14 protein-coding genes are annotated in these 15,005 nt (G+C 43.3%); 7 read left to right on the top strand and 7 right to left on the bottom strand.

Annotated elements, in window-relative coordinates:
• Positions 1–75: 75 nt before the first annotated feature.
• Complete coding sequence (locus tag HYN43_RS23820) at positions 76–888, bottom strand: helix-turn-helix transcriptional regulator (protein WP_119406407.1); 813 nt, start codon at positions 886–888, stop codon at positions 76–78.
• Positions 889–909: 21 nt separating this feature from the next.
• Positions 910–1,374 carry a YybH family protein gene (locus HYN43_RS23815; RefSeq protein ID WP_119409100.1) on the bottom strand — a complete coding sequence of 155 codons (465 nt, stop codon included), beginning with the start codon at positions 1,372–1,374 and terminating at the stop codon, positions 910–912.
• 206 nt (positions 1,375–1,580) lie between these two features.
• Between HYN43_RS23815 and HYN43_RS23805 the strand changes: the two genes are divergently transcribed.
• From HYN43_RS23805 to HYN43_RS23790, 4 genes are all read left to right on the top strand, one after another.
• Positions 1,581–2,576, top strand: coding sequence for an alpha/beta hydrolase (locus tag HYN43_RS23805; RefSeq protein ID WP_119406405.1), 996 nt, complete (start codon positions 1,581–1,583; stop codon positions 2,574–2,576).
• A gap of 269 nt (positions 2,577–2,845) precedes the next feature.
• On the top strand, positions 2,846–3,568 hold the full coding sequence (locus HYN43_RS23800; protein WP_119406404.1) for a hypothetical protein: 723 nt from the start codon (positions 2,846–2,848) through the stop codon (positions 3,566–3,568).
• A 105-nt stretch (positions 3,569–3,673) separates the two neighbouring features.
• The gene (locus HYN43_RS23795; RefSeq protein ID WP_119406403.1) at positions 3,674–5,692 is read left to right on the top strand and encodes a sensor histidine kinase; all 2,019 of its coding nucleotides are present in this window, start codon (positions 3,674–3,676) and stop codon (positions 5,690–5,692) included.
• Between the two features lie 46 nt (positions 5,693–5,738).
• Entirely contained in the window at positions 5,739–6,125 is a 387-nt protein-coding gene (locus HYN43_RS23790; RefSeq protein WP_119406402.1) for a VOC family protein, read from the top strand.
• A 64-nt stretch (positions 6,126–6,189) separates the two neighbouring features.
• Here HYN43_RS23790 and HYN43_RS23785 read toward each other — a convergent pair whose 3' ends face one another.
• The 4 genes from HYN43_RS23785 to HYN43_RS23770 form a co-directional block, all read right to left on the bottom strand.
• Positions 6,190–6,687, bottom strand: a complete 498-nt coding sequence (locus tag HYN43_RS23785; RefSeq protein ID WP_119406401.1) for a hypothetical protein — start codon at positions 6,685–6,687, stop codon at positions 6,190–6,192.
• 243 nt (positions 6,688–6,930) lie between these two features.
• The gene (locus HYN43_RS23780; protein WP_119406400.1) at positions 6,931–7,332 is read right to left on the bottom strand and encodes a DUF1634 domain-containing protein; all 402 of its coding nucleotides are present in this window, start codon (positions 7,330–7,332) and stop codon (positions 6,931–6,933) included.
• Positions 7,333–7,343: 11 nt separating this feature from the next.
• A complete protein-coding gene (locus HYN43_RS23775) occupies positions 7,344–8,177 on the bottom strand; it encodes a sulfite exporter TauE/SafE family protein (protein WP_119406399.1) in 834 nt (277 codons plus the stop codon).
• A gap of 4 nt (positions 8,178–8,181) precedes the next feature.
• Positions 8,182–8,829 carry a FadR/GntR family transcriptional regulator gene (locus HYN43_RS23770; RefSeq protein WP_119406398.1) on the bottom strand — a complete coding sequence of 216 codons (648 nt, stop codon included), beginning with the start codon at positions 8,827–8,829 and terminating at the stop codon, positions 8,182–8,184.
• Positions 8,830–9,098: 269 nt separating this feature from the next.
• Here HYN43_RS23770 and HYN43_RS23765 point away from each other — a divergent pair, with 269 nt between their 5' ends.
• Together HYN43_RS23765 and HYN43_RS23760 are read left to right on the top strand one after the other, a co-directional pair.
• The gene (locus tag HYN43_RS23765) at positions 9,099–10,259 is read left to right on the top strand and encodes a patatin-like phospholipase family protein (protein ID WP_119406397.1); all 1,161 of its coding nucleotides are present in this window, start codon (positions 9,099–9,101) and stop codon (positions 10,257–10,259) included.
• Positions 10,256–12,313 carry a tetratricopeptide repeat-containing protein gene (locus HYN43_RS23760; RefSeq protein WP_119406396.1) on the top strand — a complete coding sequence of 686 codons (2,058 nt, stop codon included), beginning with the start codon at positions 10,256–10,258 and terminating at the stop codon, positions 12,311–12,313. The genes HYN43_RS23765 and HYN43_RS23760 overlap by 4 nt, the downstream gene beginning before the upstream one ends.
• Before the next feature lie 165 nt (positions 12,314–12,478).
• On the opposite strand, the gene HYN43_RS23755 is transcribed toward HYN43_RS23760, so the two are convergent.
• Positions 12,479–13,615 carry a toll/interleukin-1 receptor domain-containing protein gene (locus HYN43_RS23755; RefSeq protein ID WP_119406395.1) on the bottom strand — a complete coding sequence of 379 codons (1,137 nt, stop codon included), beginning with the start codon at positions 13,613–13,615 and terminating at the stop codon, positions 12,479–12,481.
• 296 nt (positions 13,616–13,911) lie between these two features.
• Between HYN43_RS23755 and HYN43_RS23745 the strand changes: the two genes are divergently transcribed.
• Positions 13,912–14,907: a DUF4062 domain-containing protein gene (locus tag HYN43_RS23745; protein WP_119406393.1), complete on the top strand. Its 996-nt coding sequence runs from the start codon at positions 13,912–13,914 to the stop codon at positions 14,905–14,907.
• Positions 14,908–15,005: the final 98 nt, after the last annotated feature.

Genomic DNA, 15,005 nt, shown 5'->3' with positions numbered 1-15,005 from the left:
GTGTTTGGTAATTATGTTGAATCAAAATTACCGCAATCAAAAACCTCAGAATTGTACAAAAAGGAACAGTTGTATTTATTGCATTAAAAGCTGGTTTACGGGCGTAACGTTATCCAGGTAGGCCGATGGTGTAATACCGGTAAACGATTTAAAATCACGAATAAAATGCGACTGATCAAAATACCCGCTGCTGTAAGCAATAGCAGTGAGCGACTGGCTCCCTTTCGAGATGAGTTTAAGGCTGTGCTGAAAACGGTTGATTTTATGATAAGCTGTTGGCGAAAGCCCGGTATATTGGTTAACAAGCTTATGCAGGTAACGGGGCGTTACATTGTGCTGCGAGGCTACCAGGCTCAGGCTGTTTTCGGCAGTGCTGGTTTTGATAGTGCTGAGCATATCGCCAACCTTGTCTATTTTAAAAATCTTCCGCTCGTTCCGGGCCAGCATTTTTAACAGGAAGTTTTCGATAAGTTTAATCCGCGCTGCGGTTTCCTTGGTCTCGAGCAATTGTTGGTGCAGCGTTTTAATGGGTTTGCCCATAATCTCATACAGATCATAAACATGATCATTAAAAATGGTCATTTCCTCATTCAGGAAACAGGCAGCCGAGTGGGTGAAAAATTTAACACCCAGCATGGTGTGCTTGCCTTTTGATTTGATGGGCAGCGGCCGGGTAATCTGGCCCCAAAGCTCAACCGGGGGTGTGCGGTAATAGCTATCGCCTTCGGCCGCTTCCCAGGTGCCACCACCCAGGTTAAAAATCATTTCCATATCGCCGCTCGGGAAAACGGTATCGGAAAATTCGGTATCAGCATCCGATTGAAAGAGGTAGTAATGCCTTACATAAGGCTTTAATAACTCCGATGGCAAAAACTGCTGAAAATCCATAAAGTAAATTTAAGCTATTTATTAATGATCGCTGCTAAACGAATCGCGAAACATTTTCCAGCCTTTGGCAGTCTTTTTCCAAAGCACCAGGAATTTGCCGTTATCAAACTGCCGGTGGTTTTTATCCAGCGACAGCCAGGTACCTTCTTCAACCACATAGCCGGTACCGGCACCATATACATTGGTGGTGATGAATTTGCCGCCGCACAAACCTATTTTTTGGTAGGCTGTTTTAAAAAATTGCATAGCGCCTTTGCTGCCTTTAAGTGCGGGCATGTTAGGAGCCATAATCATACAATCATCAGCATAACAGTCAACAAATACCGATGGATTGTTTTTTGCAAAGGCTGTAAAATAGATGGCGTTGCTTGCAGCTATCGCCTTTTTTGCTTCGTTAAGCGGGCTGGTTTGGGCCTGGGTGTTGCTAATAGTCATGCTTAAAACAAGGGCTAAAGCAGCTGCAGTTGCTGTGAGGTTTTTTTTCATTTTCATGAAGATTTTATGATAAGCCAAAACTACTGCGCCTGGTTTATGATAAATTGTACAAAACGGAACAGTTACCCCCTAACGCTTGCACCGGCATATTTCAACGATGCGAAATGCCTTTTCAACGATTTTAAAAACCGGGATGCTCTCTTTAAGGGTAGCTTTACATCAACAAAACAAATCATACATCATAAAAGTAAAACATCATGGAAAACACAAGCACTGCCGAAACCGTAGTTGTTAATTACGCCGAAGACACCCACATTGATCGCCAGGTTAAAGAATTTTTAAAAGTTTTAAACTCGGGCGGCGTACCGTTGGAAACCCTGTCGAAAGAAGCGGCGAGGAAGGTTTTGGTTGACGCCCAGGCCTCGGTTAAAGTTGATCTGTCGGGGGTAGAATTTTCTGAAAAAACGATTACTGTTAACGGCGAAGAGATCAAATTGAACATTGTTCGCCCCGAAGGCGTGAAGGAAACATTGCCGGTTTTCATTTTTATTCACGGCGGCGGCTGGATTTTAGGCGATTACCCTACACACGAGCGTTTGGTGCGCGATTTGGTGGTAGCATCAGGCGCTGTCGCGGTATTTGTTAACTATACCCCATCGCCCGAGGCGCAATATCCCGTAGCCATTAACCAGATTTATGCTGCCACTAAATGGGTTTCCGAAAACGGTAAGGAAATCAACGTAGATGGCAGCCGCCTTGCGGTTGTTGGTAACAGCGTTGGCGGCAATATGACAGCCGTAACCGCCCTGCAGGCGAAAGAAAAAAATGGTCCGAAAATTAGTTTACAGGTCATGTTATGGCCGGTTACTGATGCCCGTTTCGATTGGGAATCGTATAAGCTGTTTGGTGAAGACCGCTTTTTAACCGCCTCGCTTATGAAATGGATGTTTGATCAATACACCACTAATCCAACCGAGCGCGCTTATAAGCTGGTATCGCCGCTTAACGCCACTTTAGATGAATTGAAAGGTTTGCCACCGGCATTGATTCAGGTTGCCGAAAACGATATCCTGCGCGATCAGGGTGAAGCCTATGGTCGCAAACTGAACGAAGCCGGCGTAACGGTTACTACCGTCCGCTTCAACGGCATGATCCATGATTTTGGTTTACTGAATGCTTTGGCGGATGTGCCATCGGTTAAATCGCACATTTTACAGGCGGGTGCCGAATTGAAGAAATATTTGTTTGTGTAAACCTAAGGGTGAAATATGGAGGCCTTCGGACTATTTGTCTGAAGGCTTTTTTTTTAACTTAATCTAAAATTCCGGTTGCGCATTTACATCCCGTAAGCTATATTTAAGCAACTTAAACCATTCGCAATGAATAGCCTAACGTATTTTATTTTAAACCGCTATAGCAAATCGATCCAGCATCGGAATCGGGATTGCCGGTCCGGGTTCATTAATCTGGGTAAAGAATCGCCGGGCTTTTTTAGTAAAATCATCATTTATAAACTCCTGTCATGAAATTAAGCCAGCACGATATTTTAATTTCGGTAATAACCTTTTTGGGAATACTGCTTGCTATTATGGCCGCCCTGGTTTCGATGAAGAATGAAACTGCGTCCGGCAAAAAACGGTTGAATAAATGGGGCTACTTATTTATCCTGTTAAACGTTTTGTTTTTGGGGTTGAGCTATCTGAATCAATACCTTTTTAAAGAAGAAAAATCTACCCTTCAACAACAAAATAAAAACTTCAGTACAAAAATAAAGCAGTATGAAGATGCTGCGCACAAGGCATCAGAAAACCAGGATGCAATAGACCGGTATTCGGCTCCTGATACAGAGACAGAGCTTCAGAATTGCCGCGATTATCCTAATGCCCGAAGCGAGTACTTTGGCACTTACGCCTTTGTAAATCATACAGGATATCAATTGCTACTATATGCTATTGTTGCCCCCAATGTAAATGCCAGTCCCCGTAAGTATAGTATAAATATTGCTCCCAATGCCACTGCCCAGGTTCCGCGGCTTTATGTAGGTACCACTGATAATGATGCAAATATTTTGAATAAAACACAGGCTTTTACTTTTTACTTTCGTACCCTTGGCGATACGGCGCTTTACGGCAGACTTTTATTTGATGTAAAAGCATGCACCGTTATAACCCATACAATAACAACAAAAAACATGTACCTGGGCACCGACGGCGACAAGTATATATTTGATAAGTTTGAAAGATAGCCCAAAGCAGTTTTATCTGATTGATAACCGGGAACAACATCAACTGGAAAATAAAATCCTTTTTCTTTTTACCAACAAAACCCCATCATCGGGTGTTAACCAGTGATGATAACCGACCACGGCCTGTTACAGATCTTATCCCGGTCAAAAGACGCTACTGCGGTTTATGACGATGAAAACCTGCGCATCAGGTTTGCGAACGATGCCATGCTTACTATTTGGGGTAAGAACATCAGTGTGGTTGGAAAAACCTTTGAAGAGGCAATACCGGAAATAGCCGGACAGCCCTTTGGCGGCCTGCTAAAAACCGTTTGGAAAACAGGTGAAACCTACAAGGCTACAGAAATGCCCGCAACCCTGGTGATTGACGGCGAGCAGAAAACCTCATTTTTTGATTTTGAGTATTGCGCTATCAAAAACCTCGTGGGAGATACGATAGCTATATTGCATACCGCTGCCGACGTTAGCGACAGAAAACACGCCCGCGAACAACTCGGCATAAAACATATCCGCGAACAGGAGTTGATGGATGAACTATCGGCAAGTAGTGACAGGATCCAAAGGGCAAACGATGACCTCTCGGCGATTAACAGGGATCTTAACGCATCCAACGAAAACATCTCGCGACTTAATACGCGTTTGTTAGAGTCGGAAATGGATTTTAGGCGGCTTGTTGCCCAGGCACCGGTGGCTATCCTTGTATTTCGTGGCCCCGAATTGGTGATCGAGCTGGCAAACCCGCCCATGCTGGAGATTTTACATAAGGATGCCTCTATTGTTGGCCGGCCAATATTGGATAGTATGCCCGAACTTAGGGGAGAGCCCGCTGTTGCATTAATTTTTGAGGTTTACCGTACCGGCAAGGGTTCAAACGGGTATGATGTTCCGGTTAAAATGATGCACCATGGCGTTACAGAAATCCGTTACTTCAATTTCTGCTACCGCCCGCTGCTGGATAATGGCGTTGTGGTTGGCGTGATGGATTTAGCGGTGGAGGTAACCGACCAGGTACTTGCACGGATGAATCTTGAAGCTATTATTGCAGAGAAAACTACGCTCGAAGAAAATTTGCGTGCTAATGAACGACGGCTGCAGGGTATATTGGATACCATGGCCGAAGGGGTAGTAATTGTTGACCACAGCGGCCGGCCTATCTATGCCAACCCCATGGCCCAAAAGATTATGGGTTTAAGCGAGACCCAGTTTTTAGACCGGGCGTACAACGACACCAAATGGCAAAACGAACGGCTCGACGGGTCGCTATTACCGATAGAGAATCACCCGATGCAAGTTGTACTGCAAACCGGTATGGCCATTTATGACCAGGAGATCGGCGTTGTTTTCCCTGATCGTGAAAAGATTTTTATATCTGTAAATGCGGCTCCGCTTATTGATGCCCATGAACAGGTATCGGGTTGCATTGTTACTTTTACCGATGTTACCAACCGCATTAAAACACTGCGCGAAAAGGACGATTTTATAAGTGTTGCCAGTCATGAACTTAAAACGCCGCTCACTTCCCTTAAAGCCTCGCTGCAAATATTAAGCAGGCTTATCCCCGCCGATGCCGGCATGCAGGCCAAAATGGTGCAGCAGGCCAACCGCAGCATGGATAAACTGAGCGATTTGGTTAACGTACTCCTAAATACAAACAAGGTAAGCCAGGGCCAGTTCCAGATTCATAAAACAACATTTATACTTGCCGATTTGATAAGTGATTGCTGCCAGCACGTTCGTACAACCGGAACGCATACGGTTAGGCTTGAGGGCGATTTGCAACTGGAAATTATGGCCGATGAGCAACTGATTGACCAGGTAATTGTTAACCTTGTGAATAATGCGGTTAAATATGCCCCCGATTCAAAAGATATCATTATTGATGTGCGCAGAGAAACCGACGCCGTAAAAATTTCGGTAACCGATTTTGGCCCCGGCATCCCCGCCGAAAAACAAAAGCATATTTTTGATCGCTATTACCGGGCCGAGCACAACATCCAGGTATCGGGCATTGGCCTGGGCTTGTACATCTGTGCCGAAATTATCCGCAAACACGGCGGCCGGATAGGGGTGATCAGCGAGTTGGGCAAGGGGAGCACCTTGTGGTTTACCCTGCCGCTTATATAACATCGTTAATAAATAACAGCTATTTAAACCAACAAAACCTACAGTTATGAAACCAAAAAAAATCTGGGCAAATTTCGGCGTTAAAAATTTAGACCGCACCACCGCTTTTTATAAGCAGCTCGGCTTTAAACACAACGGAGCTTCAGAGCAGCTTACCAGTTTCTTTTTTGGCGAAGAAGATTTTATTATTCACTTCTTTTTAAAGGAAGTGCTTGAACCCGGCATGAAAGGGCAAATAGCCGATACCAATACCGGTAATGAAATTATATTTACCATATCGGCCCGGAGCCGGGAGGAGGTTGATGCCTGGGCCAAAGAAGTTGAGCCGGCGGGTGGTACGCTTGTTTCAAACCCGGAAGCATTTGGCGAGGGATATTATGGATTTGTATTTACCGATCCGGATGGGCATAGGTTTAATGTGTTTTTTATGTAGAGGGGAAGATTGTCGAAAAAACAAGAAATATGATCAACACTCAATGGCTTTAAAAAGCATGCGATTATCCTGTTCGCCAGGCACCAATCAATGTTAAGCCGTTATAATTAGAGAAGCGTGCACGATACGTGTAGTATACATCAATTAAAATATCAATTTCCGATTCTAAACAATAATGAACATCATATTCAAAATGCGGAACCAGACCCGCTCCGTCACCGCCGATATCCGACACTTTTTTTAACTTAATATTTTCCGGTTGAAAATATCCTTTATCATCAGATAATGATTTTGGGCCGTAAACCTGGCTATGTAATTCTGTAAACAGCGCTGTGGCTTTTAATTTTATAGCGTTTATATGCTCTAATACATGCTCAACAACATGTACCATCAGCTTTTGGTCGATTTTTGGTTTGAGGATATTATTGTTGGAAAGTTCGCTTTCATCAAAATCGAAATGTAACTGATATTGATGATACCGGATAATTGTGCTCCAGCTTTTAACCCCTAAAATGGCGCTGCAGCCAAAGTAAACGTCTATATCTTTGATTTGTGCTTTCATGCGTTTAGGGAATAAAAATTTACTTATAATAACAAGGCTCTATTTTTGCGCCCAAAAAACAAAGCATTCAGGATAAGGCATTCACTTTGTATAAAACTAAGGTAATTCCGATGATAAAGTAAGCAATAATATCGGGGTATTCTGGCATATGGCAACCAAACACGTTTTACCGTGTTATGATACGTTGAATCCACAAATACCGCGTTGGTTTTATTGCAATCGCTCAATGCTTTTCAACCATCATCAAATTTTCAACCCGCCAATAGTGCTCAGTAGCATCACTGCCAATACAATAGTAGTGATTATTACATAAAGCCAGTCTTTCTCTAAGGCAAAGCCAAATAAGGATAGCGCTATTCGCAATACCGGCGTTGCAATCAATACCACAATCCCAAGCTGCACTATACCTTTGGCATTGAGATGCCAGGCACTTGATAAAATACCCTGAAAGGTGGTATAACTTGCGTTTTCGCCGCCAAAATGGTGGTAGGATGGCATTGCCGATGAGCCGTTTTGCAGCAGCAGATATATGCCGCCAATAAGTACAATACAACTGGCTGTAATAACGCCGCTGCGTAACAGGCGGCCCACCAGCAGTTCAATGTCACGGTCGGCTATGCCTTTGGTTTTATGTGGAGTGTTCATGATTGTTGGTTTTAAAATTTATGCTGAATGCCGTTGTACATCATCTCGGCAGCAACAAAAACAATGGCGGCGCAAAAAATGTAGCGTAATACTTTCGGGTCGATTTTTTTAAGCAGGCGTGCACCGGTAAATGCACCGCCCAGTACACCCAGCACTACCGGGAAGGCAATAGCCGGATCCATGTAGCCGCGCTGCAGGTACACTACGGCGCTTGCTGCAGCGGTTACGCCTATCATAAAGTTACTGGTGGTTGTACTTACTTTAAAAGGGATATGCATGGTCGAATCCATAGCCAGCACTTTCAGCGCGCCCGAGCCAATGCCCAACAAGCCTGATAAAATGCCGGCAACCGTCATGATAGAAAAGCCTGCGCCAACGTTTTTAAGTTTATATTCAACAACGCCCGCCTGGGTTGGATAGTTGCCGTTTAGTTTCAGGAAAGCGGCGGTTCGGCTGCCATCGGTAAGCGCAACCTGGTTCTTTTTCCTCAAAGTCATGGCGGCCGAAAAAAGCAGGATACAACCAAATAGTATGGCTATGGTATTGGTTGGGGTATACACCGCCAGCATTGCGCCAACTACAGCGCCCACCGTAGTAGCAATTTCCAGAAACATGCCAAGACGGATATTGGTAATCCCCTCCTTAACATAAGCGCTGGCCGCGCCCGACGAGTTTGCGATAGAGGCCAGCAGGGCTGCGCCGATCGCATACCGGATATCAACATGAAATACCAGCGTGAGCAATGGTATAACAACTACGCCGCCGCCCAGGCCGGTTAGTGAACCCACCAGGCCGGCAAGGTAGGCGCCGGCCAGTAATATGAGGGTGAAAGTTAAGATAGTCATGACGTTAATAATTGTTTTTTAAAATTTGGATGGTGATTTGCCGGGCCTCTTCGGTATTGCCGTTTGCAATGGCCTGGTAAAGGGCCTCGTGCAGGTGATGGCTCATGGCAAAATGATTGATACCCTGTTTTTCGCGTTTCTCAAAAAAATCGCGGATAATATGGGTGAAGTTTTGATACAAATCAGCCAGTACCCCGTTTAACGAGGCTTTGGCTATGGCATAATGAAAAGCAATATCGGCGTTGATACAGGCTTCGCGCTCGTTTGCCAGTATGGCATCCTTACGTTCATCCAGCCTGGTTTTTATTTCTTCGAGGTGATTGGCCGAACGATGTTGGGATGCCAGCGTGGCAATTTCCAGCTCAAGCATCCGGCGTACACCGTTAATCTCATCAAAGGCGGCGCGTTTAAGGCGTTGTTCTATGCTTTCCGATTCGGCCACCGGGTTAATAAAAGTGCCCGAACCTTGTTGTACCCGCAACACCCCCGCGTCGGCCAGCGATTTTACGGCTTCGCGGATACTTGAGCGGCCCACGGCGTACAGTTGCATCAACTCATATTCTGAGGGAAGCTTTTCGTCGGCTTTCCATTTGCCGGCTGTGATATCATCTTTTATCAGGCGGATGATTTTATTGCTTAGTTTTTCGGCCATTGTTTGATTAATAAACAATGCAAATATAGGATGTTTAATTAAACATCTGATGTTTTAATTTCATGTGAATGTAATTATTGGGAGGATGGTGGCATTGAAATAAAATGGAATACAAGTTGTACAAGTGAGCACACCCTTTGGCAGTCCGTTTTTTTTACCTGCGTAAGGTGCTTTATTCTAAAAAACAGTACCTGATTAAATATTTTTTTAAGTATATAAGGTATTAATTATCATTATATTCGTTCATCAGTAAACCTTATCTTTTTATCATGGAAACGCAAAATATCTGGGGCCCGCTTGCCCATCGTTACGAAACCGAACGCCCGCGCAAAATTTTATCCCTCGATGGCGGGGGCATCAGAGGAGTAATCACACTCGAAATGCTTTTGGAGCTTGAAAATAAACTCCGCGCCGAACTTAACAACCCTAACCTGTTACTGGGCGATTATTTTGATTATATAGGAGGCACAAGTACGGGGGCAATTATAGCAACAGGTTTGGCGCGAGGGATGTCGGTGTCGGCCCTGTTAAACTTTTATGCCAAAAAAGGGCAGGCCATGTTTGATAAAGCCTTCCTGCTAAAAAAGGTGAAGTATTTTTATAACGATGGCCATTTGCTACAGGAATTAAAAAACACTTTCGGTAGCGGTGACATCGATTTAAAAAGCGGCGAATTTAAATCTTTGTTACTGGTGGTAACCATGAATCGCAGTACCGATTCGCCCTGGCCCATCAGCAATAACCCCAATGCAAAGTATAACCACTCCGGCCGGTCTGATTGCAACCTGCGTATCCCTTTATATCAACTGGTGCGGGCCAGTACCGCAGCCCCGGCCTATTTCAGGCCCGAAACTTTGCAATGGGACCCAAACGATCCTGAAAAGACTTTTATTTTTGTTGATGGCGGGGTTACACCGTATAATAATCCGGCATTTCTTTTATACCGAATGGCCACACAAAAGCCCTATGGTTTGAACTGGAAAACAGGCGAAAAAAATTTACTGATTGTTTCGGTTGGTACCGGGGCAGCAGTTTCAACCGGGGGGTACAGTAACCTTTTGGATACGCTAAGTAGCTTGCCAACAAATTTAATGTATGCCATGTCGGTAGATCAGGATATTAATTGCCGCACAGTTGGCCGTTGTATTTACGGAGCGCAGATTGACCGTGAAATGGGCGATCTGATACCGATGGATAAAGATGGTAAAGTGCTGCCTTTGGATAATGATGCCAACCGCCATTTCAGCTATATCCGTTATAATGCTGATTTAAGCGATAGGGGTTTGGCTGCGTTAGGCCTGCCGGATATTGATGCCGAAAAAGTACAGCAGATGGATTGTGTAGACGCGATGGATGATATGCGCGAGGTAGGAAAAGCCGCCGGAAAAGCACAGGTAAATATGGATCATTTTAGACACTTTTTGAAATGAAAAAGGTATTCATCGTACGTCCGTTTGGACTAAAGACTATTTATAGCAAAGCAGCTGAAGGAGAGGCTCCGAAAAAAAGCGAATTTGATTTTGATGAGGTAGAGAAACAACTGATCCGGCCGGCCACTGAAGCCGCAGGCCTGCAGGGCGGTACAACTGCCGAGGTGTTTGAAGCCGGAGATGTGCGTGAAGATATGTTTTCTGAACTGTTGCTGGCCGATTTGGTGATTGCCGATATCAGTATTTATAATGCCAATGTTTTTTATGAGCTTGGTATTCGGCACGCGTTGCGAAATCAACATACCATATTAATTAAATGCCGCGGTTTTGACGATACCCCTTTTGATATTGTAGGGCCCCGGTATGTAACCTATAAAAAAGAGTCGCCGGATAAAGCACTTGAAGACCTCAAGAGGGCAATAAAAGATACTCTTGCATCTGACAGAACAGATAGCCCGGTTTTTAAAACATTACCAGCCCTGGAAGCGCAGGATCCGGAGAAATACATCTCCATTCCTGACGATTTTTTGGAGGAGGTACGCGATGCTGAGGCTAAGAAAGATTTGGGCCTGCTTGCCTTGCTTGCCGATGAAGCCGGGTATTTTGTTTGGTGCCTGAGAGCCTGGAGGTTGATTGCCGAAATTTTGTATCAAAACAAATCATTTGAAGCGTCGCGGGTGCTTTGGGAAAAAATACGTTCGGAAAAAGCGCGGGATTTGAACGCTAATGATCGTTTGGCTACCGTTTATCAACGATTGGCTGAAAGCGAATTAACTTTGAATGAAGCGGAGGGCTTGGGCCTTTTAGGAAAATCTGACAGGGCAATTGATATTACCCTGCTACATAACAACATAACACCAAATTCACGTGCCGAAAGTTTGGCCTTACGGGCACGCAATGCAAAAACACGTTGGACGTCATCATGGAAGGATAAAACGGACGAGGCCTTATTTCATGAAGCTTTACGTTCTCCCTATTTAATAGAATCATACAACTGGTATTACGCCGGTTTTATGGCCGATCTGAATCATTTTTATTCGGGTTTAAACGCATTGGGTATGCTGGTGATATTGATTAGCCTGGCCGAAGCTTATCCGGAGGTATTTGAGGAAGGCTTTGATAGCACAGAAATCGCCGCCGGTAAATTAGCGGAGTATCACCGGCAAAAACAACAATTGTCGATAGCGGTGCAGGTATCAGTTAACGCTGCTAAATTAAAGCAGGAGGACCTGGCAAAAAAAGACCATTGGGTTTTTGTGGCTGATGTTGATTTGTTTTGTTTGCTATCAACAGAGCCCAAAAAGGTTGCAGCCCGTTATGATAAGGTACGCAAGGAGGCCGGGAAACTGAACATCGACGCTATTGTACGGCAGTTAAAGCTTTACCGAATGCTTAATGTGCAAACAGCCAACGTAGAGGCAGCCCTGGCAATACTTAATCCGCAATCAGCACCCATGCCGAAGCGTCGCCACTACTTGTTGTTCACCGGCCACATGATTGATAAAGCAGATCGGCCAAAACCAAGGTTCCCGGCAAGCAGCGAGCAGGATGCGCGAAACAGGATTAAAGATTGTGTTTTAAGCGTTATTAATAGCTTAGCCAAAGATGAGGAGTTGTTTGGAATTGCCGGAGGTGCCTGTGGAGGGGATATCCTGTTTCATGAAATTTGTGTAGAATTAGAGATACCCTCGGCTGTTTACCTGGCCTTGCCCCGCGAACAGTTCCTGAAAGAATCGGTTGCTTTTGCCGGAAAGCCCTGGATTGAACGCTTTGATAAGCTATTGGCTACTCATCCGCATCCGGTATTGGCGCAAACCACCGAATTACCCCGCTGGCTCCGTACCATGCCAGATTATAGTATCTGGACACGCAATAATCAATGGCTGCTCCAATCGGCCCTGGCAAATGGGGGGCAGCAGCTTACCTTATTGCTGCTGTGGGATGGGGGAGGCGGCGATGGCCCCGGCGGAACCGAGCACATGGCCCGTGCTGCAGAAAAACGCAGCGCCAAAATATTGCTTATTGATGCCAATAAACTAAAGCAAGAGCAGTAAACAGAATTTTCACACTCTTAGCGCCCTCAAATGGTTAGTTTGAGGGCTTTTTGATAAGGGAGAGAGTGCTAACTTCGGTATTGTGTTAAAACAAAATGCTTTAATTGAGTAAGAAAAATGCTTTAAGCTGTTGTGAAAGCGGATAGCGTAACTGATTACCGAAGTTTAATTATTACTAATCATATATTTTTGAAATAAATTCATCAAAGGCACCTTATCGTTAAATAACGAAACAAACACATTTTGCGGGATAAAATATTTATAAACCAAATCGCCAAAAACCATTTCAGCAAATGGCAATTTACCATATTTGGAGATCTCCCTAACTTCAGATAAAGCCTTATCTGCCCAAAAAACAAAATGATTGGTATCATTAAAAACAATGAGGCTGGCGTGTTCGTTTACCGAGTAAAATTTTTTAAACGTTTCGTCATAACCAAACGGCGAGAAAGCAAGGTCTTCCCGCCTTAAACCGAAACGAAGGGTTTCCTCCGGATCAGTATAAATAAGTATATAAGCATAAATTGAACCCATGATGGCTTTTAAAAACCAAAAGATACTGGTAGATAATAGTTCAATATGGTTATAGTTTTTATATTGATTCAGGATAATCAGGATGCCCCGGTGCATATCGTCGATAAGGCTTTCTATTTTAAGGCTATGCCGTTCAAATTGCAATGATAGTGCTATATCCCCCGTCCATTTATCCATTCGCTGCCGGGCAATCCCGAACACTTCATCAATCATGCCCAGGTTTGTAAAAAAGAGTTGTTTCCGGCCGATTTCACTTTCCGGGTTTTTGTGCAGATCAAACAATAAGTTTTTTAACAATAAAACATCCACCTCTACCGGGCTTTTGAAATTAAATACGATTTGTCTTTCAGATATGGGTATAGAAGAGATATTTATATGCTCCGACTTGAAGAAGCGAACCAGTTTTCGCATCTCCGAATCGTAATTGGCACTTAAGTTTACCCTGATCCTTTCTTCAATTTCTGATGGCAAAGGATGCTCATCGATCCTTACGGGAATAAGGTATTTTTTCTTATCGCGTTGTTCCTTTTCAAGCACGGCTTCAAACTCCCTCGAAGTCCATGGTGATTTTTTGTAAATGGCAGAGAACACAACGAGGATAAAAGGGCAATCGTCTATACCTTGAAAGATAATGTCTGGTAAACTATCGCCTATTGAAAGCTCGTAAGCATCAAGCCAAACCGGTACCTGGTGTTTCAGTAAATCAGTGGAGAGCCTTTTAACAAATTGATCATCTTTAGAGGAATAACTGATGAATACTTTAGCCATGATTATAGTTTAGGTTAGTGTTATGCCCATTTGGTAAAAAAACAAATCTGCCCGAAGGTGGCGATAAATATAGTTATATGTATATTGGATGAAGCCGCTTTTCCTGTACAAATTTCGAATCTTTCCTCCACGGCCTGCGATTATTGGTGCATTGATCTTATTTGTTTTATAAAGCAAAGCTTTATTGTTTTCACCCGAACAATTAATGCTATACACAATTATAACATTAATGCACAATTGTTTAAACATGAAAATTGGTGGTGATTTTGCGACGCGATAACTTTAAAAAAAAAACCATGATAAAAAGATACAATATATTTATAAGTCACGTTAACAGATCGCTTCCTGAAGCACGGGAGGCTGTTGTTAAATGTATTTTAAGCTTGGGGCATTTCCCAACAGAGATGACTTACTTCCCTGCAAGTGAGCAACAAAGTTTGAACTATATTAAGAATCGTATTGACGAATGTGATTATTTTATTGTATTGGTTGCGGGCCTTTATGGATCTGGATTTATGGAGAGCGAGTACCAATACGCTAAATCCTGTAATATCCCTATCTTAACTTTTTTACATAGTTTTCCGGAAGGTTTGGACGAGGAACAAAGAGAAGTTACAACAGCAGCAATAGCAAAGCTAAACACCTTCCGAAGCATATTGGCAGAAAGCGCTTATGGAAGATGGAAAACCGTGGCAGACTTAGTAAGCGTCGTTAATTCCAGTTTGCAATTTATCTTTAATGATAAACCTCAAAGAGGGTGGATCAGAGATATCGTTATTCCGGGCAAAAGTTTTTTTGAAATGCCGGAAAGTGTTAAGGAGTTGTACACTTTAAATTTTATAAATCGCTTTTATCCTATGGAGTTTCAGGATGAAGACGGTTACATATTGGAAGATATTCGGTTTGATGTTTTTATACAGTTTGTTATTTGGATATTGAACAGCGAAGAAGCGGATGCAAAAGAATTAGCAGAAAAATATAAGTTCTGTTCACCATCCTATGTTTATTCAAGAATTTGTATGACTCTGGAAGAATTAAATGGGGTTGGTCCTATACTTTGGCCGGTAGAAGATTTTCTGAATAAAATGAAGATTTTAGAGTGTCTTGGGATTGTCAATAAAGGAAGTGTAATATCTTTAACCTCATTTGCCTATAAAATCTGGGATCGTTTGTTTGATGGTATTAATTATTCGAATGGAGAATTAAATCAAATTATGGATGATTCATCATTCTTTGATGCTCCTGAATTGGATGAGGAGACTTCTATCCGGTTGAACGGGTGGTTTTTGTGAGAAGCTAAACCATATAAGGTTGAACGAGTTAAATTATAAGTAGTTTCCGACTTTTCTTTATGGATCGCATATCCTTTCCCAGGATGTTTGATCATCAA

The organism is Mucilaginibacter celer (assembly GCF_003576455.2).
Taxonomy (GTDB): domain Bacteria; phylum Bacteroidota; class Bacteroidia; order Sphingobacteriales; family Sphingobacteriaceae; genus Mucilaginibacter; species Mucilaginibacter celer.
The sequence above is the reverse complement of the archived record's forward strand: the minus strand, read 5'-3'. Positions and strand labels throughout refer to the sequence as shown.